Below are 23,318 nucleotides of genomic sequence, written 5' to 3'. Positions count from 1 at the left end.
TTAAGAAATAGCCGAAACCTGAGTGTAGTTTTCAACATCGAAGCGACGAGTGCGTTGTCGATATTCAAGGGTAAAGCCCGGCCAGTTATTGGTATTTTTGCCATCAGCAGTTTGATACCAACTAGTACAACCTTGTGCCCAGACAGTTTTCTTCATTTTTTCTTGAATGCTTTGATTAAACTCATGTTGAACTTCTGTACGAACATTGGTGAACAGAAGTTTATTTTGTAGGGTTGTTTGAATGGCATCTAAAATATAATTCACTTGGCTTTCAATCATATAGACAATTGAGTTGTGCCCAAGATTGGTGTTTGGACCATAAAGCATAAAGAAGTTTGGAAAGCCGCTCACAGTTAAGCCGAGATAAGCTTCTGCACCATCTTTCCATGTGTCTTTTAAGGTGCGACCATCAAGACCTGTAATCTGCATTGGCGCCATAAATTCGGTTGCGGCAAAACCTGTACCATAAATAATGGTATCGATTTCACGTAGCTTTCCTTCCGTATCTAAAATGCCGTTTTCGGTAATTTCTTGAATGCCAGTATTAATCACATCGACATGAGGTTGGGTCAGCGTTTCATACCACTGGTTAGAGATTAAAATACGCTTACAGCCAATTGGATAATCTGGCATTAAACGGTGGCGTAATTTGGAGTCTTTAACTACCTTACGAATATGGCGTTGGAATAGATATTCCACCAAAGGCATTTCATTTAAAGAAGTTGTAAAAGCCAACAGACGAATTTCGTGATGTCCATATTGCAAGGCACGATCTAGACTTTGCAAAATCGGTAATTTGCGGAATGCTTTTTTCTCTAAAGGTTGGTAAACCCGATCTGGTTTTGGAATCACGTAAGGTGCTGAACGTTGATAAACGTCTAGATGTGCTACTTGTTTTGCAATTTCAGGTACAAATTGAATTGCGCTTGCACCTGTACCGATCACTGCAACACGTTTGCCAGTTAAGTCATAATCATGATCCCAACGTGCTGAGTGAAATGCCTTACCTTTAAAGTTTTCAATGCCTTTAAGTTTTGGATAGGCAGGGCGGTTGAGTTGGCCTACAGCACCAACTAAAAATTCAGCTTCAAACTGTTCACCAGTTGTACTTTGAATGTGCCATACGCCTTGCAGCGCATCAAATTCGGCACTGGCTATTTCAGTATTAAATTGAACATGTGGACGAATGTCGTATTTATCGGCACAGTGACGTAAATATTGATAAATCTCTTGAGAGGTACCAAAACGGTTTTTCCAGCCGAGTTCTTGTTCAAAAGAAAAGGAATACAAATGAGAGGGCACATCACAGGCAGCACCCGGATACGTATTGTCACGCCATACACCACCAACATCGGCAGCTTTTTCAAATAGAGTAAATTGTTCAAAACCTGCTTGTTTGAGACGAATGGCAAGTCCTAGACCACCAAAGCCAGTGCCAATGATGGCGATGCGTACATTTTTATTTGAATTAGTCGACGAATTAAACATAGGCTGCTCTAAATCCTTAAAAACAGTGGGCGAAAGAATCGCAATTTCCTGTATGCAGAATAGTCGTTTATTTGCTTGATTTAGAGGATGGATGAGGACAAAATATTGTGATTCGAGGACATTTTGGAAAGTACAGTGACGTACGCTTGGGCATTTGAACGCAGCATACATAGTGTCCGACTCATGGCTGATTTTGCAGTAGAAGCAGGAGCTTCTTATCAGACCATTTTAGATGGAACAGGATTGAGTCAACAGCAGTTGCTTGACCCGAATATGGTGGTGTCAGGGCAACAGGAATTACAGCTCATTCATAATCTGGTTGCACAGTTTCCAGACCGACCAGTGTTGGGCTTAGAAGTAGGTACACGCTATCATTTCACAACATTTGGGCCATTAGGTATGGCGCTGATGAGTAGTGCCAGCATTCGTGAAGCGCTTGATTTAGCTCTCACTTATTTTTCACTTACTTTTGCGTTTACCCGTTTTTTAGTTTCAGATACTGATGCAGGAACACGTGTCGATATTGAAGAGGAAGGAATTCCATCTTTGGTTAGGCAATTTATTATTGAACGCGATGCTGCCGCTCTTATTACGGTGCAACGCGACCTCGTACAAGATAACTTTTGCCAATATTTGGCTTTTTCTTTTGAACCTACAGATCATTTAGAGGCTTATGAAAAATTATTTGGGGTCATGCCTGAATTTGGTTCTAGCAAAAGTTTTGTTCTGCTTGATGCACAGAAAATTAATCAAAAGCTGCAAATGGCAAATGAGCTGGTGCTATATACGGCAGAAGAACAATGTCGACAAATTTTAGATAAGCGTCAAACCCAAAAGAAATTTATTAATTTAGTACAACAGCAATTGATGACTGTGCGAGGTGAAATGCCTTCTATGGAAATCGTAGCTGAACGTTTGCATTTAAATATTCGTACTTTACGCCGTCACTTGGCATCTGAAGGAATGACTTTTATTCAGATTCGTGAAGAAGTCAGACAAGTTCTAGCTGAGCAATATCTAGCTTTGCCTAAAGTATCTATCGAGCAGATTGCTGAGTGGTTAGGCTATGCGGAACCTGCTAGTTTTATTCATGCTTATAAAAGATGGCATGGGAAAACACCTCATGCCATGCGTTTAGTACAAAAATAAAAGATGAAGGGTGCTTTTGCTTTCCCTTCATCTAAAGAGTGGTTTATTTAATAAAGCTCAGCTGTTTGCTAATTTTTTCTAAAATCGGGGCTTTCTTGGCTTGAAACTCAACTTTGTTTTGTTGAATCAGGTTGTTGCCTTTAGTATCGATAGAAATAATGAGCGGACCAAATTCTCTCACTCGATTTATCCAAAGAGTTTCTGGCATACCTAAATCCTGCCATTCAGCACCTTCAATCTCTTCAACTAAGGTTGCTGCGAGTACCGCACAGCCGCCTGGAAAAATTGCATGAACGGCAATATTTTCCTGACATCCAGCAGCTGTTTCTGGTCCCATGCCACCTTTACCTACAATAAGCTTAACGCCAGTTTGTTTGATAAATTCCCGTTCGAATTTTTCCATCCGCATACTGGTTGTCGGTCCGATCGAAACCATTTCGAAGTCGTTTTCACCTTTCTTGCGCACAATAGGGCCAGCGTGAAAAATCGCTCCGCCTTCAAGGTTAACTGGTAGTTCTCGACCTTGTTCGATTAGTCTGCGATGGGCAACATCGCGACAAGTTACCAAACGGCCAGTCAAATAAACGACATCACCGACTTTAAGGTCTAAAAGATCTTCATCTTTAATAGGAGTGGTCAGAATTTTTTTCATAGTACAACTCCTTCATGAGATAAGATTTCATAAGACATATCTGGGTTAATCTTAATTTTGCCACGGCGATGTGCCCAGCAACCTGTATTTACGGCAACCCCAATAGTTGATGGGTGGCGTGCAGAAGATTCAATATTGACTCCCATCACGCTGTTATTACCTGTGAGTCCCTGCGGGCCAATACCAATTTCATTAAGACCTTGTTCTAACAGTTGTTCCATTAAGGCAGCGCGTGGATTATCACTTGTTGAGTCAACCGGACGCATAATCGCGAGTTTAGAAAGACGAGCTGCGGTTTCAACCGAAGTTGATACCCCAACACCAACTAGTAACGGTGGACAGGCATTTACACCGCGTTCGGTAATAACATCCATCACAAATTCAGCAACACCTTCATAGCCTTGACCTGGCATTAAAACTTTTGCCGCACCGGGTAGGGTACAACCGCCACCAGCCATATAGACATCAATGGTACAAGTGTCGAGTTCAGGCACAATACGCCAGTCTAACCATGGAATTTGAGTACCAGTATTGGTGCCCGTATTTTTTTCATCGAAGGTTTCGACAGCATTGTGACGTAAAGGACCTATGCGAGTTGCTTCAGCAGTTGCTTCGCTCAAAATATCTTGAAGTTCACCAAGCAAAGGGAAGTTGGCACCTGCTTCAACGAAATATTGAATCACACCCGTGTCTTGGCAGCTTGGGCGGTTGAGCTTATCGGCTGCTTGCTGATTTTCTTCCATCGAGTCATAAACTGACTTAGCCAATGGATTGGTTTCTAAAGTACGCAGTTCAATTAACTTGCTTTTCACATCTTTAGGTAGGCGTTTTCCAATATAAGCCGTAAATTTGGCCATGGTGTCCGTAAGGGACTGGACTGCAATATCTTTGTCCATGTTGTGCTCCTTGAAGAAACTTGTTCAGATCTAATTGATGTAAATAGAGTTATTGGGTTGCTTTGGCAGTGTTTACTTTCACTTTTTGGGAGAAGCTCAGCACTAGTGTCAGTAAGGTCGAGATAATGAGTAGGCCTGCCACAAAATAGAGTCCACCTGTAAAATCTCCAGTTTGATCTTTAATCCAGCCGATCATGGCAGGGCCTGCAAACCCACCTAAATTTCCAATTGAGTTAATCGTGGCAATGCCTGCCGCTGCGGCTGATCCTGACAAGAACATGGTTGGCATGCTCCATAGCGGTGGCTTGGCACAACTAATACCGACATTCACAATGGTAAGTGCGGCAATTAATCCAATGACATTGTGTGTGCCTGCTGCAATTGCGAGACCAACCGCTGCGGTTAAACATGCGAGAGCAACATGCCATGTACGTTCATTGGTGCGGTCAGAGTGTCGAGACCATAAAACCATGGCAATGACAGAAACGATTGGTGGAATGGCATTTAAAAGCCCGACAGTCATAGACGTTACGCCAAGCTGTTTAATAATTTGTGGTGCCCAGATGCCGAGGGTATAAAGCCCAGCCGATGTTCCGAAATAAATCAACGCAAGGGCAAGTACTCGTGGGTTGGCAAGACCGCGAAGAATGCTGTGATGCTGAGGTGCATTTTTCCCGACATCTTCTTCTTTCATGGTTTTTACAAGCCATTCGCGTTCATCCTGTTTTAACCAAGTGGCTTGTTCAGGGCGATCAGTCATATATTTAAAAACGACAACGCCTAAGATGAGTGCTGGTATTGCTTCAATAATGAACATCCATTGCCAGCCAGCGAGCCCCAAAATTCCATGCATTTCAAGTAACGCGGCAGAGATTGGTGAACCAACTGCTGTGGCAATTGGGGCGGCTGCCATAAATAAAGCAATCACACCAGCGCGATGGCGTGCAGGAAACCAGTAAGTTAAGTACAAAATAATGCCCGGAAAGAAACCCGCTTCGGCAACACCGAGTAAAAATCGCATAACGTAAAAGCTGGTTGAGCTTTCTACAAAGGCCATTCCCGCTGCAATCAGACCCCAAGTCACCATGACTCGAGCAATCCAGATACGGGCACCGACTTTATGCAAAATAATGTTGGATGGGACTTCAAATAAGAAATAACCCAAAAAGAAAATTCCCGCACCAAACCCGAGAACTGAGGCGGTAAAACCTAGGTCTTCTTTCATGGTGAGTGCGGCAAAGCCAATATTGACGCGGTCGATATAGGCTACAAGGTATAACAACATAATAAACGGTACGATTCTCCATATGATCCGACGTAACGTTCGCTTTTCAATATCCATTTCCATGTCATGACTCCATATTCATGACTACCAATCCTGATTGGTAGTTTTCGCTTTCTTTACCGCTATTCATACGGCTAGATGGCTTTTTCCCGTTCATCCACAGCATTCCTTCTGCGGACGTTTTTATGCTCTTAAACAAGAGACGGCTTATGTCGGGAAACAATGAAATGGATGTTAAACCCTTTAAAAAACTGATGAATCGATATAAAGTTAAATCACTATTGCAAAAAACTTAATAATCATGAATGCAGATACGGAATTAGCTTTCTTTTGTTTATTGGTTAAACAAGGAAGTCTTGTCGCGACGGCACGAGAGTTAAACCTGACCCCACCTGCGGTTTCTAGACGTTTAACTCAACTTGAAGAGCGTTTAGGAGTAAGGCTTTTAAATAGAACAACACGCAGAATTAGCTTAACCAGTGAAGGTGAGGTCTACTTTGAAAATGCGGTTCGTATTTTAAAAGAGATCGATGAAATGGAGCGTTTGGTTTCAAGTAGTCGAGCAGCACCCAAAGGGGTATTGCGTGTGAATGCGCCTTTAGGCTTTGGTCGTTCTTATATTGCTCCAGCGATTTCTACATTTGCCAAAATCTATCCTGATGTCGATGTCCAACTGCATTTAACTGATCGCCCGATTAATCTGCCAGATGAAGCTATTGATGTGTCAATCCGCTTTGGTGAAATACCCGATTCGCGTCTCATTGCCAAAAAATTGGCAGCCAACCGCCGTTTATTATGTGCATCACCTAGCTATTTAAAAATGGCAGGGCAACCGCTCACTCCCCATGATTTAACACAGCATCAGTGTATTGTGATTCGGCAAAATGATTCTGCTTATGGTAATTGGCGGTTAAGTCATGGCAAACAAGTTGAAACTGTTAAAGTTCATGGGCAACTGAGTACGAATGATGGGGCAGTCGCATTAAATTGGGCTTTAGAAGGCTACGGTATTTTGATGCGAGCAGAGTGGGACGTAGCAAAATATTTAAGAAGTGGCAGATTGGTTCAAGTGCTAGAGGACTATGAAACACCACCAGCAGATGTCTATGCGGTGTATTTAGAGAGACTTAATCTGTCACCTAAAGTCGCGCACTTTTTAGATCATTTGCGCCAATTTTTAAATCAGCATGTCGATGGGCCAGAGCCGCGTTCAAGCTGGTAATGATGGTATTAAGCTAGATTTAAAAAAGCCAACTTAAAGTCTAAGTTGGCTTTCAACATTATTTTCTATTTAAACGTAAATGTAATAAGCGTGTTGCTGAGGTGTGGCGAATTTCATCGATTCGTGCATTAAAATATCGTTCAGTAATGGCTTCACCTGAAAGATCTTCGACCACTTCAAATCCCATCTGTTCCACTGCATGATGTAAATCTATTGGTTTAAATTGACCTAATAAAGGTTCTTTCAGCAAATGGGTAAACTGTGCAACGCCCATACTTCCAAGTCGCTCAATACCGTTTAATTCCTGAAAATCGGTCGAATAGTCGAGTACCACTTCACTACCATTTGCAGCAAATTCTGCAATACTTTTTAAGGTTTGCAAGGTCGTTTGCGGGTTTAAATAGTGCGTTGTGCCTAACCATGAAAAAAATGCAGGAGCAGATGAATCATAGACACTTCTGGTCAGGGCTTCCGAAATAGACTCTTTTTCAAAGTTAATCGCGACAAACTCAACGGTAGCAGGAATATTTCTTAACTTTTTTAGCTTAGTCTGTTTAGCAGCTTGAGTATCAGGATGATCCACTTCAAAAATTTTCAAAGTAGGGTAATGGTGTGATTCACGTAGTGCAAAAGAGTCTAGGCCAGCACCGACTAACACATATTGTTGAGTATCTTGTTGAACTGCCTGAGCAAGTAAATCTTCGGCATAACGGGAGCGCCCGACCACTTGCCCAGTAAGTAAACCTAAAGTACGGTTTAAAACCGAAGAATTCATGACTTTAACAATCAGTGGGTTAGAGAGCAGTTTTTTCCAGCCTTTACTGGTCAGCTCAAAAGCATAAGGGTCTGAAAATACAGGGTTCTTCGTATTTTGAAAATGATTGGCCCGTAATGCAGCAGCAGCTTCGGCGGTACGACTTGATTGACCTTCTTTCATCTTTATCCTGTTTTTTTATTTCTTGAAGATATTCAACGAAGAAGGCAGTGTATTTCATGAAAACCTAAAATACACTGCCTCTTTCTTACAACGGATTTGATCGAAATTACAAATTAGTGAGTTTTCGTCGTTTGATACGTCACTTCATAATCTTTCAAATCTACTTTTTTCAAACGTTGTTTAAGTTTTTTCAATGACCAAGGCCATGCAGCAAAGTTACGCCCGTTGGCATCAAGGTAGTAACTCTTACAGCCGCCGCTATTAAATACCGTTGTTTGTAAGTGCTTTTGCACTAAATCATTATGCTTTTTAATCACATCAGATTTAACATTTAATTTGCTAATTCCTTTGTTTTTAATTTTCAATAAGCCATCTACGATATAGTCGAGCTGTGCTTCTGCCAAACCAATGAAAGAGTCATAAACCAGTACGTTAGGCCCTAAAACTAAAAATGCATTGGGTACATTTTCAATGTTGGTGCCCAAGTAAGCCTCTGGAGAACTACTCTTCCATATATCTTGTAAACATTGGCCTTTTTCATTATGGACACGTTTACCAATCGGTGGGTGAGATACTTCAAAGCCTGTACCCCAAATAATCACATCAACTTCATGACGTTCACCATTGGCAGCAACCACTGTATTGCCTTCTACTTTCACCAAGCCATGCGGAATAAGTGTAGTATTCGGTGCTTGTAGTGCAGGGTAGTAGTTGTTAGCGAATAAAATACGTTTACAACCAATATCAAAGTTTGGCGTTACGTTTTTACGTAGTACAGGGTCATTAATTTGCAATTTAAGTAATTGCTTACCCAATACATTGACTGGTTTTAGGGCAAGTGGATTACGTAAACCAAAGTTAATCGCATTGAGCGTTAACGCTACACTTTTACGCCAGCTCGCCTGAATAGATGGATATTTAGCAATCACTGATTTACTAAATTCGCCTAAGTCTGTATCTGGTTTCGGTAGTACCCAAGGTGCTGTACGCTGGAACACAAACAGCTCTTTCGCTTTTGGTTGAATTTGTGGCACAAACTGAATAGCAGATGCACCAGTACCAATCACGGCAATGCGTTTACCAGTTAAATCATAATCATGATTCCATTTAGCTGAATGGAACATCTCGCCTTTAAATGTTTCTAAGCCTTCAAGACGTGGAATTTGAGCTTCGGTAATTGGACCTGTGGCAAAAATAACGGTTTTAGACAAATATTGACCAGTACTGGTATCAAGTACCCACACATGACGTGAGTCATCCCACGCTGCGTTGAGCAGTTCGCTATTAAACTCGATTTTAAACGTAACATTAAACTCGTTACTCACATCTTCCAGATAACTTAAGATTTCTGGTTGGCGCGCAAATAAATGGCTCCATTTTGCACTTGGTGCAAATGAATAAGAGTAAAGAGCTGAAGGTACATCACAACCACAACCTGGGTAGGTATTTTCACGCCATGTTCCACCAACACGGCCAGCTTTTTCAATAATCTTATAATTGGTATAACCAACTTGATCTAGGCGAATAGCAGCGGCAATACCTGAAATGCCAGCACCCACAATAAAAGTATCGAAAATATGATTTGGTGATTTGACAGCTTTTTTTGCTGAAGCATTTGTTTTCATTTGAGCAGTCATATGTGTACTACCTATAAATTTCTTATTTAAATAATTTGTACGATGTGCCAAGGAACTTGTTATACAAGCTTGGAGATGCACGTTTCATGAACCAGAATAACTTTGCATCAATTTGAGGAATGGTATACAACTCATCCTGATCAAGGCGATTAAGTGTTAATCTTGCAACATCATCACTTGTCGTGAAGGCATAGTTCATCAGCGCATGGTCTGCTAGCTTTGAATAACGTCCTGGAATTCGACCATTTTTAATGATATTGGTTGGAACCAGCGTCGGGCAGAGTACATTCACTTTAATATTAAACTTATGCAGTTCAGCCGAAAGCGTTTCTGAAAGCGCACGCACGCCTGCTTTAGTCACGTTATAAGCGGTCATTTCTGGTGCAGCAGTGTAAGATGCCGCAGATGCCACATTAATAATTGCACCGTAACCTAACTTTTTAAACTTTGGAACAAATGCATGGCAACCGTGAATAACACCCCAAAGGTTAATATTCATGACCCAGTTCCAGTCTTCTAGGCTTAGCTCGTCAAACTTGCCACCCAAACCCACACCAGCATTATTAATGACAAGAGTTACAGGGTGTCCAAGTAAGATTTCAGCAGTTTCAGCTAGATGATTAACCTGTTCAGCATTACCCACATCACAACGCATAGCAAAAGCTTTAGCGCCTTCTTGTTCAAGAAGTTTTACTGTTTCTTCAGCAGCTTCGAGATTAATATCTGCACACACTACGCTGCCACCACGTTTTGCAAGTTCAAGTGCAAAACTTCGACCAATCCCACTGCCTGCACCCGTCACTACGGCATAAGCTTTTTGGCTTGGTTTAACTTTCTTTTTGCCAAATAAAATCATGATTCATCCATAAATAGCTTGAAGAGATACCAGCTATCTGTTTGATAGCTGGAAATACAGGACGATTAAGACATGCGTACTGGTGGGGTAAATTCTTTAACAAAGTAAGGTGCAATCGCGCCGCCTTCGTTCAGTAATTTCTGTTTGTAATACTCAAGATATTCAGTTGTATCATGATCATTTGGATGGAAGTCTGGACGTAAATAGTCAAGAATTTGACCAATCGTACTGCCAAAAACACCATCTTTTGGACCAAAGATTAAGCCTACACCACGACGAGCATCTTTCCAGAATTTTAAGGTCAGCATCTCTTGCGGCTTTCTTAATACAGGGACAAATAAAGTAGTCGCAGGGATTAAGCCTAAAATCGTAAATAGCGCAAGGAAGAAACCAGATGCGCGCAGTGGATAGCTGCCATTTAAGATTTGATAAACATCGTAGGCAATGTCTTTATGTTCAGATTCTTCAAGCATATGCCACATCCACAACGCACGGCTTTTTGCATCATCTGAATAATAGAAATTCTTTTCATGCTTCATCATGTATTCAGCAAGTACCGCAGTAAAATGCTCAATACCTGCCATCATTGACAATTTTAGTGGTTGTGGAAATTTCAAAAATACATATTTAAAGAAGTTCGAACCAAGAAAGCGATATAGCGCAACAGGATATTCAGCATCTTGAAGGGCATCGTTATATTCATTGTGCAATTTAGAATGAATTGCTTCTTGGCCAATTAAAGAAGTTACTCGCTGCTTTAATATTGGATCTTTGATAAATTCACGGTGATGGCGAGCGGTTTCAATAACCAGATCTTCACCATAAGTTAAAAACACCGAAAGCGTGGCAAAAAACAAAGTAGCAAATTGATTGTCCATATAGAATCTGACATCAATTTCCTTTCCATCAAAACCAATATTTAAATGTCGGATTGGAATTGAGCTTTTGCTAGAAAAATCCGGTAACTCAATTTCACGCTGAAATTTAAGTTTGTTAAATGATTTTTTAACTGCGGTCGAGATCATGGCGACACCCTGAGGCAAAGTAGTGGTGCATTTTGATGAAAATCAATAAACTCAATGATCAACAAAGCACTGTAAAATTCCATTTTCAAAAGCAGATGATTCTCTGCATTGACTACGGTGTTGTTGCTCCGTTATTTGTTTGATTATTTGGCTGAATAACGGAAAGAAGAGTAAAGATAGACAAACTATTTAGTGACTCTTCTTTAATTTTTTCATATTAATCTGACTTTATGTTCGGATTCAATTCGGGTAAATTTTTAAAAATATCAAAGTATTTTATAGACCCGTTCTGCAATAAAAATTTTAGATTTAATGATTTTATATATTTGAAAAACAATAAATTAATTTAAATTTTAGCTATTGCAGTAGTCACTTAAAAACACAGTTTCACTCATAGTTTGGGGCATGTTTTTCCCATTTCTTTTTACTAAGTTTGACAACTATTCGGATTTTGTTTTTATATTTCTACTGAGTCAAATTACATGCTAATCTGACTTTATGTTCGGATTATTGATTAGATCGTATGACTACGCGTAAACCTCGTCAAACTCGAGCCAAAGTCACTGTCGACACGATTATTGAAGCAGGTTTTATTGCAGTGGCACTTCACGGACCAAGTGGCACTACAACACGCCATATTGCAGAGATTGCAGGGGTGAGTGTCGGGTCTTTATACGAATATTTTAAAAATAAAGAAGAAATTTATGATGCGATGAATCACTTTTTTGTTCGGGAAATTCTGGACATGATTACAGAGCTTACACCGACGATTTTACAGTTGGAGTTAGAGCCTGTCATCGAAATGATTTTTTATACTTTTAGTGATTTATTAAAGAAAAATAATGACCGCTATTTGACTGTTTTGCGCTATGCAGGGGAATTGCAGTACGACAAATACATCCCAAAAATTGAACAGGCTTTAATGGAAGTGATCATGAAATATATGATGCACAATCCTAAATACCTAAAAATCAATAATTTGCCTGTAATTACCTACATTTGTATCAATAGCGGAATTTTTAATGTCGCGCGGCATCTTATTTTGCCAAACCCTTATATTAGTTTTGATGAAATGGTGCAGGGGCTAACCACGATGATTATGAGCTATATCAATACAGAGATGGCACGTTCAGAAGAACATTGAGCTGAGTTAGAATTTTATAAGTCCGATCAACAATAAAAAAGCCCTCGCATAAATTTTATGCGGGGGCTTAGTTGCATTATGGCATGGTTGGAACTTCTTCAGGACGCATATCGAAAATCAAAATTTCGGCGTTATCACCATTGGTAAACGATAAACTTCCACCTTCACGAATACGTGCAGCATCGCCAGTGTTAAATGTTTTACCATTTACATCAACACGACCTTTGGCAACGTGTAGGTAAACATATCGACCCTCAGGAATTACAAATTCAGCAGTTTCTTCACCATCAAAAAGACCTGAGTAAATATTAATGTCTTGTTTGATCGATAAAGTTTTCTCGCCACCTTTTGGTGAGATGATCAAATGCAATTTACCACGTTTGTCTGCTTCATCAATATGAACTTGTTGATAGCCCGGATCTGTATTCACTTCATTTGGAACAACCCAAATTTGCAAGAAATGAACGCCTTCATGAGCTGAATGGTTAAATTCACTATGAGCAACGCCACGACCTGCACTCATGAGCTGAATGTCACCCGGCACAATCACAGAACCTGTACCCATTGAGTCTTTATGCTCTAATGCACCTTCAAGCACATAGGAAATAATTTCCATATTGCGGTGAGGGTGAGTACCAAAGCCTTTAGATGGAGCAACGTTATCATCATTAATTACAAGTAGATCAGAAAAACCAACTTGTTTAGGATCCCAATAGTTAGCGAATGAAAAGCTATGTTTTGATTGTAACCAACCATGATGTGCTGCACCACGCTCGTGAGATAAACGCATATCAAACATGATGTATTCTCCTGATTTAATTTTCTATCTGAGCGTAGTTTATCGTAGCGTTTATCGTAATAAAGCACTGAAAATGGAAAGCTTGGTACGATTTTTAGAACGATTAAATGAAAATTATTTGTTAAGTAAGAAAATGAGCTCTTTGGGTTAAAATTGAAATTTTACTTTTAAAGCTAAAGATGAAAATCGGGAAATAGCGAGATCGCCAAACACTTTTAAATAGAACAATTGAAAGAAAAATGAATCTTTTTATCCTATTTAATTGGTAGAAAATTTAGAGATATTTCATGCGATATACACATTAGTCTACCCTGTGTCTTTAAATGAACTTAATAATAAAAATGAATAAAAAGCTAATATTAAAAATAACTAATGCTAAACTGTTTTGAAATAAAGTTACTTTTCAATGGAAATGTTTTGTATTTATCACATATTGAAATGATGAATTTAAAATCACCTTTCTTTTCAATAATTTGAGTAAGAGTGTATTATTGTAAATAAATGTGAAAATATTCACAAAGCTATAATTTTTTGTTAAGATCATTAACATTAAAAACATAGAGATAATAATAATGATCAATAAAGTATTAATAGTGTTGTGCGTGGGTATCGTCTTTGTATTGGGATATTGGGCCTATTTAGATACTCAAAATAAAAGACATCAAGAGCTCATGCGGATCATTCAAGAAGCAGAACAAAATTTACAAAGTATCGAACGCAATCCTAATCATGCTCACCACAGCAATTTAGCTTCTTATAATTTGCAAGGATATATAAGTGAGAAAAGAATTATTTTCTAAAAATATTGAATGATAAATTTCTGAATTTTACTTTGTCATTGGTCATATCTTTTCATAAATTTTGATCATGTTTCTGTTGAATCTGTTAAACTTATTTAACGTATAGTAAAAAAGCTGCATAGGGGTTATGCAGCTTTTTTGTGTTTCAAGAGGGGCTGTGGCTATTTCCTATGTAAGAACTAGAAACCAAATGAGTGGCATATTTGTTGCTTCATAAGTTTGAGATTCTTGTTTATAGGGCTGAACAGAAAAACAATATTGTTCAGCGACCTACATAGAAGTAAATATTCCACAGTTCAGATTTTGCATAGAGGCTACTTATGGCGGCGCCCAATTCTTCGGCAGGCTGGTTAGAGCGTTTATTTAAGTTAAGCGACAATAAAACCACTTTCCGAACTGAAGTTCTTGCTGGTGTAACTACATTCCTAACGATGTGTTACATCATTATTGTCAATCCACTCATTTTATCTGAAACCGGCATGGATCATGGTGCCGTATTCGTTGCGACCTGTTTGGCAGCAGCAATCGGATGTTTAGTAATGGGGATCATTGCAAATTATCCAATCGCACTGGCCCCTGGTATGGGTTTAAACGCTTACTTTACCTACTCGGTTTGTATGGGGATGGGCGTGCCATGGCAAACAGCTTTAGCGGCTGTTTTTGTTTCAGGCCTTGTTTTTCTTGCAATTAGCTTCTTTAAAATTCGTGAAGCGATTGTCAATGCGATTCCGATGTCACTTAAGTTTGCAATCGGTGGGGGTATTGGTTTATTCCTGGCACTGATTGCACTAAAAAATGCTGGAATCATTGTTGATAACCAAGCGACATTAGTTGGTTTGGGCGATATCAAACAACCTACAGTATTGTTAGCGCTTTTCGGATTTTTAATGATTGTAGTTTTACACCAGTTGAAGATTCGCGGTGCAATCATTATTAGTATTTTAGTCGTTACAGGCATTGCTACTGCTTTAGGTCTAAACGAATTTAAAGGTGTAGTGGGTCAAATCCCTTCAATTGCACCAACGTTCATGCAAATGGACTTTAAAGGTCTATTTACAGCAAGTATGGTCGGCGTCATCTTTGTATTCTTTATTGTCGATTTATTTGACAGTACGGGTACTTTAGTTGGTGTTTCACACCGGGCGGGTCTTTTACAAGACGGTAAATTACCTCGTTTGAAGAAAGCATTATTTGCAGACTCTACTGCAATTGTTGCTGGTGCTGCATTAGGTACATCTTCAACTACGCCATATATTGAATCAGCTTCAGGTGTAGCAGCGGGTGGACGTACTGGTTTAACTGCTGTTGTGGTTGCTGTCTTATTTATCTGCTGTTTATTTTTAGCACCTCTTGCTCAATCTGTACCAGGTTTTGCAACAGCGCCAGCTTTATTGTTCATTGGTGTGTTGATGATTCAAGGTATCACTCATATCGATTGGGATGATATTACTGAAGCTGTTCCAGCCTTTTTAACTATTGTATTTATGCCATTTACCTATTCAATTGCTGATGGTATTGCAATGGGCTTTATTAGCTATGCATTAGTTAAATTATTCACGGGTAAGGCAAAAACTGTACCGTACATGGTATGGATTATTGCTGCACTTTGGGTATTTAAATTTATCGCATTTGGCGGTTAATATGATTTTTTATAATTTTCTTCTTGAGCTATCTTAGTCATAGTTTCTAATAAGAAGAAAGTTATAGAAGGGTGTGATTTTGACCACACCCTTTTTTCTTTAGATGTGGAGTTAATATGAATCAAGTCGAGCTGATTCGCGCCTTACCAAAAGCCGAATTGCATGTGCATATTGAAGGGACTTTTGAACCTGAATTAATGTTTGCAATTGCCCAGCGCAATCAGATTCAGATTCCTTACAAATCTGTTGAAGAAGTAAAGCAAGCTTACAACTTTCATAATCTTCAATCATTTTTAGATATTTACTATGCTGGTGCGAATGTTCTTGTACATGAACAAGACTTTTATGATTTAGCATGGGCTTATTTTGAGAAATGTGCCGAAGATCATGTTGTTCATACAGAAATGTTCTTCGACCCGCAAACTCACACTGACCGTGGTGTTGCGTTCTCAACAGTGATTGGTGGTTTAAAGCGTGCGTGTGCAGATGCCAAAGCTAAGTTTGGTATCAGCTCTCAACTGATTATGTGTTTCTTACGTCATTTAAGTGAAGAAGCTGCATTTGAAACACTTGAACAAGCTTTACCATTTAAACAAGATATTATTGCAGTCGGCCTCGATTCAAGTGAAGTAGGGCATCCGCCAGCTAAATTTGAACGTGTTTTTGCTAAGGCTCGTGAAGAAGGTTTCTTAATCGTTGCTCACGCTGGTGAAGAAGGTCCACCTGAATATGTATGGGAAGCTTTAGATCTACTCAAAGTGAACCGTATTGATCATGGTGTGCGTTCTGAAGAAGACGAACAATTAATGGCGCGTTTAATTAACGAAAAAATGCCGTTAACTGTTTGCCCTTTAAGTAACTTAAAGCTATGCGTTGTTAAGGATATGAAAGATCATAATATCCGTCGTCTATTGCAAAAAGGCGTACACGTGACGGTTAACTCAGATGATCCTTCATATTTCGGTGGATATATGAATGATAATTTCTTTGCTATCCAACAAGCTTTAGACTTAAACAATGATGAGTTGAAGCAACTCGCAATTAACTCTTTTGAAGCCTCTTTCATTTCAGATGAAGAAAAACAAAAGTGGATTGCAGAAATCCAAAAAATTTAAATAAAAAAACCGCCTATCTCAGGCGGTTTTTTTATACATACGTTTTATTTAGGTTGTTTAGTCATGCTATTTAAAATATTGTCTTTATCAACAAAGTGATGTTTTAAAGCTGCAAGCACATGCCCAACAATCAGCAAGCCTGCAAACCAAGAAATATAAACGTGTAATGGTTTAACAACAGCTAAAAGTTCTGGGTTATCTTGTACTAAACGCGGAATTTCAAATAAATATAAAACAGGCGCAGGGTGACCAGCGCTCCAGCTAAATAAACAACCAGTGACAGGTAAAGCCACCAAAATCACATAAAGCAATAGATGACCAACATGTGCCAAAGTTTTCATCATTGGGGACATGGTGTCAGGTAGTTTTGGAGCTGGATGTGTATAGCGCCATAAAATCCGGATAATCACCAAAAAGATAATGGTGGTCGCAATATTTTTGTGCAGCGTAATGACATCGCCTTTAAAGGGACCATCAACGTCATAACTTAAAAAATTTCCACTATAGAAACCAATAGCCCATGCTGCGATGAAAATGATTGCCATCACCCAATGCAGGATTTGTGCGGTACGGGTGTAATACTGAGATGAAACAGCAGGCATAAAAAACCTATTTTTTTGTCGTTTTGATTTTCAATTTTATGAGAAAGCACTGATTTTGAGAAATGTTTTAAATGTAACAGAGCGTGCTAAAAACAGAACGTTTAAGGAAAAATGCATTTGATAAGCTGAGTTTTGCTGGGGAAAAAAGATTGCATAAATGCATCAAATTATTTGTTTCTTCTAAAGTCGAGTTTAGGCACAATACGCGCTGCCAACGTTCAATCAAAGGAAAAAATGATGAAAAAATTGATGCTCGCTCTAGCGCCAGTTGTTTTAGCTTTAACAGCTTGTGCAACGACTACAGGTACGGGTACAGGCGCTACTTCTGCACAAACAACAACTCAGCAGTTGGGTGTGGCTGCATTAAAAGTTGCTGTAAATGCGAAATGTATTACAGAGATTAATAATGTTGCCGCTTGGAAAACAGCAACAAAGCTTATGACTGCTGAGCAACGTGATAGCATTCAAACTAATGTTTGTGGTTGTGTGAGCGAAAAGGCACCAAATAGTGTAACGGCAGTAGAATTGGCAGCGGCTGCATTTGATGTAAATGCACGTGCTACAATTGTAAACCAAGTGGTTTCAAAAACTGTAAATGAGTGTGTGGCAGAAGCTTTACAAAAGTAATTAATGATTTTTGTATTAAAGAAGGCTGATTACTATTGATCAGCCTCTTTTGTTTAAAGGTGAAGAGTAAATGTTTATTGCTGGTGTAGATGAGGCGGGACGTGGTCCGTTAGTAGGTTCCGTTGTGGCAGCGGCTGTTATTTTAGATCCGAATAATCCAATTGAGGGATTAAATGATTCTAAAAAATTAACTGAAAAGAAACGTGAAAAGTTGTTTATTGAAATACAAGAAAAAGCCTTAGCTTGGTCAATTGCAGAAGCAACGCATGCTGAAATCGATGAATTAAATATTTTACAAGCGACTTTTTTGGCCATGCAGCGCGCAGTTGATGGTTTAAAAGCTCAACCACAAAAAGTGATTGTAGATGGAAATCAAATTCCAAAAGGAATCATTATTCCTTGTGAAGCTATTGTTGGGGGGGATGCGAGTCATCCTGAGATCAGTGCGGCGAGTATTCTGGCAAAGGTTACACGTGACCGACAAATGGCAGAATTAGATCAGCAATATCCATTATTTGGTTTTGCCAAACATAAAGGATATCCAACTAAAGCACATTTTGAAGCAATTGCAACGCATGGGGTAATCGATCAGCACCGCCGCAGCTATGCTCCTGTTAAACGTGCTCTAGGCTTATAAATACAAAGTCCTAAAAAATTTAAAGCGACTAGAAAGTCGCTTTAATTAGGGAGAGAATAACTTCATATTAACGATTGAAGTTTTTCTGTGCATAATTATCATCTTCAAAAGAAACTTGATAATCTTGATCAAGATGTTGAAGGTGTTCATGCATTGCACGTTCATGTTGAATACGTTGATAAATTTCTTCGCGATGAACAGAAACCTCTTTTGGTGCATTCACACCAATACGAACCTGGTTTCCTTTGACGCCAAGCACAGTAACACTGACTTGATCCCCAATCATTAATGTTTCCCCGACACGGCGGGTCAGAATCAGCATGTTTATCTCCTTGCTAAACGCTTAAAACTGCAATATTGGTACCCAAATAAAAGCTCAACCTCAGTTTTCAGTCAGATTCTAACAGAAATATGAGAACAAAGTCATATTTTGATAATCACTGCCAAAAAACTTTCCGTTTAATATAACAGAGCCGCTATAAAAAAAACTATAGCGGCTCTGTGTTTTCTTTGATTATTGTCGGACAAGTAAACATTTTTTAATGAATTATTGACCGTTTGGTAAAATTAAGCGCGGGCGCTGCTTTCACCATGTTCACGATCTAAACCAAAAGCGGTATGTAGACAACGAACAGCAAGTTCAAGATATTTCTCATCAATAATGACAGAAACTTTAATTTCAGAAGTTGAAATCATAAGAATGTTGATGCCTTCGTCAGCTAGGGCAGTGAACATCTTGCTCGCTACGCCTGCATGTGAACGCATACCTACACCTACGATAGACACTTTAACGATGTCATCACGTGTTGAAACTTCACGTGCACCAATATTTTTGGCAGTTTCGTTCAAGATTTTTTCAGCTTTCGCTAAATCAACACGGTTTACAGTGAAAGTGAAATCTGTTGTGCCATCTTCTTCAACATTTTGCACTATCATGTCGACTTCAATATTGGCATCACTTACTGGTGATAAAATTTTAGAAGCGATACCTGGTTCATCAGGTACACCTAAAATCGTTAATTTTGCTTCGTCACGGTTAAAAGCAATACCTGCAATGATTGGCTGTTCCATAGTATCTTCCGCCTCAGTCGTAATGAGTGTACCTACATTTTCTTTAAATTCTTCGTCAAACGCGCCGTCGTTATCATTATCAAAACTTGATAATACACGTAAAGGAACTTGATATTTCCCGGCAAATTCTACTGAGCGAATTTGTAAAACTTTTGAACCTAATGAAGCCATTTCTAGCATTTCTTCAAAAGAAATACGGTCGATTTTTTTAGCTTTAGGAGCAACACGCGGGTCAGTGGTGTAAACGCCATCTACATCAGTGTAAATTTGGCATTCGTCTGCTTTTAAGGCAGCAGCAAGAGCAACACCAGAAGTATCTGAACCACCGCGGCCTAGCGTTGTGATATTTCCGTTAGCGTCAAAGCCTTGGAAACCTGCAACAACAATAACACGGCCTGCATCTAGGTCATTGGTCATGACATCTGTATCAATAGACTCAATACGCGCCTTGGTAAATGCACTGTCAGTTTTAATACCGACTTGACGTCCGGTATAGGATTTAGCTTCCACACCAATCGAATTAAGTGCCATAGCTAACATGGAAATCGTCACCTGTTCACCGGTTGAAACCATTTGGTCTAACTCGCGTGGGTCAGGTGTTTCGGTAATGGCTTTAGCGAGAGCAAGTAAGCGGTTTGTTTCACCACTCATTGCAGATACAACCACAACAACCTTGTGACCGTGATCATGCCAACGCTTAACACGACGAGCAACATTTAAAATGCGCTCGGGGGTACCCATAGAAGTACCGCCATATTTTTGAACGATTAATGCCATAGTTTTTCCATATAAGCCATGACCCTGAGAGGCTTTTCAGGGTCAGTTACACAAAAAGTGAAGTCTTATTTTTGTTCAAGCCATGCAGGTAATGCAGCAATAACTTGTCCAAACTTCTCGTTAAGTGGCGCGCCACCTTGTGCTAAGTCAGGTTTACCACCACCTTTACCACCTAACTCGGTTGCTAGATGTTTGATGATGTCACCTGCTTTTAGATTTGCAGTGTATTGTGATGCAACTGAAGCAAGTAGGCTAACTTTGTCACCCTCTACGCCAGCTAACACAATAACTGCATTCTCTAATTTTGATTTAACACTGTCGTGCAAGTTGCGAAGTGATTTCGCATCTACACCTTGAACAGTGGTAATAAGCGTTTGACGACCAGAAATCGTTTGTACCTGATCAATCAATTCTGACGCTTGGAAGTTTGCCAATTTCTGATTGAGCTGTTCAATCTGCTTTTGTAATGCAGAAACAAGTTCTACATTAGCCTGTACACGCTCAACAGTTTGGTCTTTCTGTGCTTTTAATAAGCCATTAATGTGCTGGATATCAGCATCAGTTTTTTGTACTACTTCTAAAGCTTTAGTACCAGTCACTGCTTCAATACGACGTACACCAGCAGCTACACCGCCTTCAGAAGTGATTTTAAATAAACCAATATCACCTGTACGCTTAACGTGAATACCACCACAAAGTTCAATTGAGAAGTTTTTCTCATCAATCACTGAACCCATAGCGAGAACACGAACTTCGTTACCGTATTTTTCACCGAACAACATCATTGCGCCTTTTGCTTTTGCCGCTTCGATGTCAAGGAGTTCAGTGGTTACAGCTGTATTTGCAATAATTTCTGCATTAACTAGACGCTCAACCTGTTGTAACTGTTCAAAAGTTACAGGTTGGTCGTTAGCAAAGTCAAAACGTAAGATATCACTTGCAACTAAAGAACCTTTTTGTTGTACGTGTGAACCTAAGATTTGACGTAGAGCAGCATGTAATAAGTGTGTTGCTGAGTGGTTGCGTGCAGTAGCTTCACGAATATCTGCTTTAACAATTGCTTCAACGTTTTGATCAGCTTTAAGGTTGCCAACGGTCACAATACCTTGATGAACAAAGGCACCGCCTGACTTTTTGGTATCTTGAACTTCAAAAATACCAGTTTCGTTTTTGAAGATACCTGTGTCACCAATCTGACCACCACTTTCTGCATAGAAAGGAGTCTGGTTTAAAACGATAAGTGCTTCGTCGCCTTCAGAAACTTCATCAACTTGTACGCCATCTTTATAGATCGCTACAATTTGGCCTTGACCAGTAGTGTTGATGTAACCATCAAACTGAGTTTCGCCTTCAACTTGTACAATGCTGTTATAGTCAATAGCGAATTTACCTGCATCACGAGCACGTTGACGCTGAGCAGCCATTTCTACTTCAAAACCAGCTTCGTCAATAATAAAGTCACGTTCACGTGCAATATCAGCAGTTAAGTCTGTTGGGAAGCCGTAAGTGTCGTAAAGTTTGAAGACTGTCGCACCAGGAATAGTCTTGTCTTTTAACTGAGCAAGTTCACCTTCAAGTAGTTTTAAACCTTGCTCAAGTGTTTTTGCAAATTGTTCTTCTTCACGAACTAGAGTTGCTTCAATCACATCTTTACGAGCTGCGAGTTCAGGATAAGCCTCACCCATAACTTCGATTAAAGGTTGCAACATTTTGTAGAAGAACGTACCAGTTGCACCAAGCTTATTACCGTGACGCACAGCGCGGCGGATAATACGGCGTAGTACATAACCACGACCTTCATTGCTTGGGTTAACACCATCAGCAATTAAGAAACAGCATGAACGCGCATGGTCTGCAACTACACGTAAAGAAGGCTGACCTTCGTCTTCAATACCAATAATGTTTGCAGCAGCTTTTAATAAATGTTGGAACAAGTCAATGTCGTAGTTTGAATTAACATGTTGCAATACAGCAGAAATACGCTCTAAGCCCATACCTGTATCAACAGATGGGGCAGGGAGAGGGTGAAGCACGCCATCAGCAGTACGGTTGAACTGCATGAAAACGTTGTTCCAGATTTCAATAAAACGGTCGCCATCTTCTTCAGGTGTGCCTGGTAAACCACCCCAAATGTGATCGCCATGGTCAAAGAAAATTTCAGAACATGGACCACATGGACCGGTGTCACCCATTGCCCAGAAGTTATCAGATGCGTATTTTTCGCCTTTATTATCACCAATACGGATAATACGTTCAGGTGCTAAACCAATTTCTTTATTCCAGATGTCATAAGCTTCATCATCGGTGTGATAAACGGTCGCATATAAACGATCTTTAGGGAGGGCTAACCATTCATCGCTAGTCAAAAATTCCCAAGCGAATTTAAGTGCATCACGTTTGAAATAATCACCAAATGAGAAATTACCTAACATTTCAAAGAATGTATGGTGACGAGCAGTGTAACCAACGTTGTCTAAGTCATTGTGTTTACCACCAGCACGTACACATTTTTGTGATGTAGTTGCACGTACATAGTCACGTTTTTCAAGACCTAAGAAGCAGTCTTTAAACTGGTTCATCCCAGCATTTGTAAATAATAAAGTTGGGTCGTTGGCAGGAACAAGAGAACTCGACGCGACACGTGTATGCCCTTGCGTCTCAAAGTAGCGCAAAAATGCTTCACGAATTTCAGCAGATGTCATTAAACGAGTACTCACAACCAAGTCACTCCATATTTTCGAATTTGGCTAAATGTATCAATGCCTGTTTGTTTTATGCCAAACCTTAGCATGTGATACGGGGCTTATTTTTTAAAAACGCTAAATTGTAGCGGAAAAACCCCACCGAACCAACGATTTTAAAAGGAATATCTTACAAAACTGTGATTTGGCTAAAAATCTATATTCAATTAGGCGTGACGTGCTTTACTATATGCCTTCTTTAGCCTGTAGTTTTGTAG

Annotated in this window: 21 protein-coding genes; 8 read left to right on the top strand and 13 right to left on the bottom strand. The window is 39.6% G+C overall.

Features of this window, described 5'->3' with window-relative positions:
* The gene (locus tag AOLE_RS13670; protein ID WP_013198515.1) at positions 1 to 1,488 is read right to left on the bottom strand and encodes a flavin-containing monooxygenase; all 1,488 of its coding nucleotides are present in this window, start codon (positions 1,486 to 1,488) and stop codon (positions 1 to 3) included.
* Between the two features lie 135 nt (positions 1,489 to 1,623).
* On the opposite strand from AOLE_RS13670, the gene AOLE_RS13665 reads away from it, so the two are divergent.
* Positions 1,624 to 2,637 carry an AraC family transcriptional regulator gene (locus AOLE_RS13665; protein WP_035331466.1) on the top strand — a complete coding sequence of 338 codons (1,014 nt, stop codon included), beginning with the start codon at positions 1,624 to 1,626 and terminating at the stop codon, positions 2,635 to 2,637.
* A 43-nt stretch (positions 2,638 to 2,680) separates the two neighbouring features.
* On the opposite strand, the gene ttdB is transcribed toward AOLE_RS13665, so the two are convergent.
* From ttdB to AOLE_RS13650, 3 genes are read right to left on the bottom strand one after another with little or no spacing between them, the layout of a single operon-like run.
* A complete protein-coding gene (gene ttdB / locus AOLE_RS13660; RefSeq protein WP_000722967.1) occupies positions 2,681 to 3,289 on the bottom strand; it encodes a L(+)-tartrate dehydratase subunit beta in 609 nt (202 codons plus the stop codon).
* Positions 3,286 to 4,185, bottom strand: a complete 900-nt coding sequence (gene ttdA / locus AOLE_RS13655) for a L(+)-tartrate dehydratase subunit alpha (RefSeq protein WP_002163154.1) — start codon at positions 4,183 to 4,185, stop codon at positions 3,286 to 3,288. The genes ttdB and ttdA overlap by 4 nt, the downstream gene beginning before the upstream one ends.
* Positions 4,186 to 4,234: 49 nt before the next feature.
* Complete coding sequence (locus AOLE_RS13650) at positions 4,235 to 5,533, bottom strand: MFS transporter (protein WP_023274290.1); 1,299 nt, start codon at positions 5,531 to 5,533, stop codon at positions 4,235 to 4,237.
* Positions 5,534 to 5,771: 238 nt separating this feature from the next.
* Between AOLE_RS13650 and AOLE_RS13645 the strand changes: the two genes are divergently transcribed.
* Positions 5,772 to 6,692, top strand: coding sequence for a LysR family transcriptional regulator (locus AOLE_RS13645; protein WP_013198512.1), 921 nt, complete (start codon positions 5,772 to 5,774; stop codon positions 6,690 to 6,692).
* 58 nt (positions 6,693 to 6,750) lie between these two features.
* Here the strand turns inward: AOLE_RS13645 and AOLE_RS13640 are convergent, their stop codons facing one another.
* From AOLE_RS13640 to AOLE_RS13625, 4 genes are all read right to left on the bottom strand, one after another.
* Positions 6,751 to 7,629: a class I SAM-dependent methyltransferase gene (locus AOLE_RS13640; protein WP_013198511.1), complete on the bottom strand. Its 879-nt coding sequence runs from the start codon at positions 7,627 to 7,629 to the stop codon at positions 6,751 to 6,753.
* 113 nt (positions 7,630 to 7,742) lie between these two features.
* The gene (locus tag AOLE_RS13635; protein WP_013198510.1) at positions 7,743 to 9,266 is read right to left on the bottom strand and encodes a flavin-containing monooxygenase; all 1,524 of its coding nucleotides are present in this window, start codon (positions 9,264 to 9,266) and stop codon (positions 7,743 to 7,745) included.
* Between the two features lie 22 nt (positions 9,267 to 9,288).
* The gene (locus AOLE_RS13630; RefSeq protein ID WP_013198509.1) at positions 9,289 to 10,122 is read right to left on the bottom strand and encodes an SDR family NAD(P)-dependent oxidoreductase; all 834 of its coding nucleotides are present in this window, start codon (positions 10,120 to 10,122) and stop codon (positions 9,289 to 9,291) included.
* 65 nt (positions 10,123 to 10,187) lie between these two features.
* Positions 10,188 to 11,147 (bottom strand): metal-dependent hydrolase, encoded by a 960-nt coding sequence (locus AOLE_RS13625; protein ID WP_013198508.1) that lies wholly within the window; start codon positions 11,145 to 11,147, stop codon positions 10,188 to 10,190.
* A gap of 523 nt (positions 11,148 to 11,670) precedes the next feature.
* Here AOLE_RS13625 and AOLE_RS13620 point away from each other — a divergent pair.
* Positions 11,671 to 12,291: a TetR/AcrR family transcriptional regulator gene (locus AOLE_RS13620; protein ID WP_002163161.1), complete on the top strand. Its 621-nt coding sequence runs from the start codon at positions 11,671 to 11,673 to the stop codon at positions 12,289 to 12,291.
* A 76-nt stretch (positions 12,292 to 12,367) separates the two neighbouring features.
* Here AOLE_RS13620 and AOLE_RS13615 read toward each other — a convergent pair whose 3' ends face one another.
* On the bottom strand, positions 12,368 to 13,090 hold the full coding sequence (locus AOLE_RS13615; RefSeq protein ID WP_005299292.1) for a pirin family protein: 723 nt from the start codon (positions 13,088 to 13,090) through the stop codon (positions 12,368 to 12,370).
* A gap of 572 nt (positions 13,091 to 13,662) precedes the next feature.
* Here AOLE_RS13615 and AOLE_RS13610 point away from each other — a divergent pair.
* The 3 genes from AOLE_RS13610 (at position 13,663) to AOLE_RS13600 (ending at position 16,645) form a co-directional block, all read left to right on the top strand.
* Complete coding sequence (locus AOLE_RS13610) at positions 13,663 to 13,890, top strand: hypothetical protein (protein ID WP_013198505.1); 228 nt, start codon at positions 13,663 to 13,665, stop codon at positions 13,888 to 13,890.
* A 320-nt stretch (positions 13,891 to 14,210) separates the two neighbouring features.
* Positions 14,211 to 15,530 carry an NCS2 family permease gene (locus tag AOLE_RS13605; RefSeq protein WP_004793782.1) on the top strand — a complete coding sequence of 440 codons (1,320 nt, stop codon included), beginning with the start codon at positions 14,211 to 14,213 and terminating at the stop codon, positions 15,528 to 15,530.
* Between the two features lie 116 nt (positions 15,531 to 15,646).
* On the top strand, positions 15,647 to 16,645 hold the full coding sequence (locus tag AOLE_RS13600) for an adenosine deaminase (RefSeq protein WP_013198504.1): 999 nt from the start codon (positions 15,647 to 15,649) through the stop codon (positions 16,643 to 16,645).
* Positions 16,646 to 16,689: 44 nt separating this feature from the next.
* Here the strand turns inward: AOLE_RS13600 and AOLE_RS13595 are convergent, their stop codons facing one another.
* Positions 16,690 to 17,247, bottom strand: coding sequence for a cytochrome b (locus AOLE_RS13595; protein ID WP_005299282.1), 558 nt, complete (start codon positions 17,245 to 17,247; stop codon positions 16,690 to 16,692).
* 237 nt (positions 17,248 to 17,484) lie between these two features.
* On the opposite strand from AOLE_RS13595, the gene AOLE_RS13590 reads away from it, so the two are divergent.
* Together AOLE_RS13590 and rnhB are read left to right on the top strand one after the other, a co-directional pair.
* Positions 17,485 to 17,874, top strand: a complete 390-nt coding sequence (locus AOLE_RS13590; RefSeq protein WP_004793775.1) for a hypothetical protein — start codon at positions 17,485 to 17,487, stop codon at positions 17,872 to 17,874.
* Positions 17,875 to 17,944: 70 nt separating this feature from the next.
* Positions 17,945 to 18,511, top strand: coding sequence for a ribonuclease HII (rnhB, locus tag AOLE_RS13585; RefSeq protein ID WP_013198503.1), 567 nt, complete (start codon positions 17,945 to 17,947; stop codon positions 18,509 to 18,511).
* 67 nt (positions 18,512 to 18,578) lie between these two features.
* On the opposite strand, the gene csrA is transcribed toward rnhB, so the two are convergent.
* The 3 genes from csrA to alaS form a co-directional block, all read right to left on the bottom strand.
* Entirely contained in the window at positions 18,579 to 18,833 is a 255-nt protein-coding gene (gene csrA / locus AOLE_RS13580) for a carbon storage regulator CsrA (protein WP_004793773.1), read from the bottom strand.
* A gap of 245 nt (positions 18,834 to 19,078) precedes the next feature.
* Positions 19,079 to 20,359, bottom strand: coding sequence for an aspartate kinase (locus tag AOLE_RS13575; protein WP_004793772.1), 1,281 nt, complete (start codon positions 20,357 to 20,359; stop codon positions 19,079 to 19,081).
* Between the two features lie 65 nt (positions 20,360 to 20,424).
* Entirely contained in the window at positions 20,425 to 23,061 is a 2,637-nt protein-coding gene (alaS, locus tag AOLE_RS13570) for an alanine--tRNA ligase (RefSeq protein ID WP_023274289.1), read from the bottom strand.
* Positions 23,062 to 23,318: the final 257 nt, after the last annotated feature.

The sequence above is a fragment of the Acinetobacter oleivorans DR1 genome, from assembly GCF_000196795.1.
Lineage (GTDB): Bacteria > Pseudomonadota > Gammaproteobacteria > Pseudomonadales > Moraxellaceae > Acinetobacter > Acinetobacter oleivorans.
The sequence above is the reverse complement of the archived record's forward strand: the minus strand, read 5'-3'. Positions and strand labels throughout refer to the sequence as shown.

What these genes read in the sequence shown, in the direction of transcription:
- AOLE_RS13595 (WP_005299282.1), bottom strand. Translation starts at nt 17,247, where the DNA reads ATGCCTGCTGTTTCATCTCAGTATTACACCCGTACCGCACAAATCCTG.
- AOLE_RS13640 (WP_013198511.1), bottom strand. Translation starts at nt 7,629, where the DNA reads ATGAAAGAAGGTCAATCAAGTCGTACCGCCGAAGCTGCTGCTGCATTA.
- AOLE_RS13610 (WP_013198505.1), top strand. Translation starts at nt 13,663, where the DNA reads ATGATCAATAAAGTATTAATAGTGTTGTGCGTGGGTATCGTCTTTGTA.
- AOLE_RS13625 (WP_013198508.1), bottom strand. Translation starts at nt 11,147, where the DNA reads ATGATCTCGACCGCAGTTAAAAAATCATTTAACAAACTTAAATTTCAG.
- csrA (WP_004793773.1), bottom strand. Translation starts at nt 18,833, where the DNA reads ATGCTGATTCTGACCCGCCGTGTCGGGGAAACATTAATGATTGGGGAT.
- AOLE_RS13650 (WP_023274290.1), bottom strand. Translation starts at nt 5,533, where the DNA reads ATGGAAATGGATATTGAAAAGCGAACGTTACGTCGGATCATATGGAGA.
- ttdB (WP_000722967.1), bottom strand. Translation starts at nt 3,289, where the DNA reads ATGAAAAAAATTCTGACCACTCCTATTAAAGATGAAGATCTTTTAGAC.
- AOLE_RS13575 (WP_004793772.1), bottom strand. Translation starts at nt 20,359, where the DNA reads ATGGCATTAATCGTTCAAAAATATGGCGGTACTTCTATGGGTACCCCC.
- rnhB (WP_013198503.1), top strand. Translation starts at nt 17,945, where the DNA reads ATGTTTATTGCTGGTGTAGATGAGGCGGGACGTGGTCCGTTAGTAGGT.
- AOLE_RS13600 (WP_013198504.1), top strand. Translation starts at nt 15,647, where the DNA reads ATGAATCAAGTCGAGCTGATTCGCGCCTTACCAAAAGCCGAATTGCAT.
- AOLE_RS13645 (WP_013198512.1), top strand. Translation starts at nt 5,772, where the DNA reads ATGAATGCAGATACGGAATTAGCTTTCTTTTGTTTATTGGTTAAACAA.
- AOLE_RS13630 (WP_013198509.1), bottom strand. Translation starts at nt 10,122, where the DNA reads ATGATTTTATTTGGCAAAAAGAAAGTTAAACCAAGCCAAAAAGCTTAT.
- AOLE_RS13635 (WP_013198510.1), bottom strand. Translation starts at nt 9,266, where the DNA reads ATGACTGCTCAAATGAAAACAAATGCTTCAGCAAAAAAAGCTGTCAAA.
- ttdA (WP_002163154.1), bottom strand. Translation starts at nt 4,185, where the DNA reads ATGGACAAAGATATTGCAGTCCAGTCCCTTACGGACACCATGGCCAAA.
- alaS (WP_023274289.1), bottom strand. Translation starts at nt 23,061, where the DNA reads ATGACATCTGCTGAAATTCGTGAAGCATTTTTGCGCTACTTTGAGACG.
- AOLE_RS13670 (WP_013198515.1), bottom strand. Translation starts at nt 1,488, where the DNA reads ATGTTTAATTCGTCGACTAATTCAAATAAAAATGTACGCATCGCCATC.
- AOLE_RS13615 (WP_005299292.1), bottom strand. Translation starts at nt 13,090, where the DNA reads ATGTTTGATATGCGTTTATCTCACGAGCGTGGTGCAGCACATCATGGT.
- AOLE_RS13620 (WP_002163161.1), top strand. Translation starts at nt 11,671, where the DNA reads ATGACTACGCGTAAACCTCGTCAAACTCGAGCCAAAGTCACTGTCGAC.
- AOLE_RS13590 (WP_004793775.1), top strand. Translation starts at nt 17,485, where the DNA reads ATGAAAAAATTGATGCTCGCTCTAGCGCCAGTTGTTTTAGCTTTAACA.
- AOLE_RS13605 (WP_004793782.1), top strand. Translation starts at nt 14,211, where the DNA reads ATGGCGGCGCCCAATTCTTCGGCAGGCTGGTTAGAGCGTTTATTTAAG.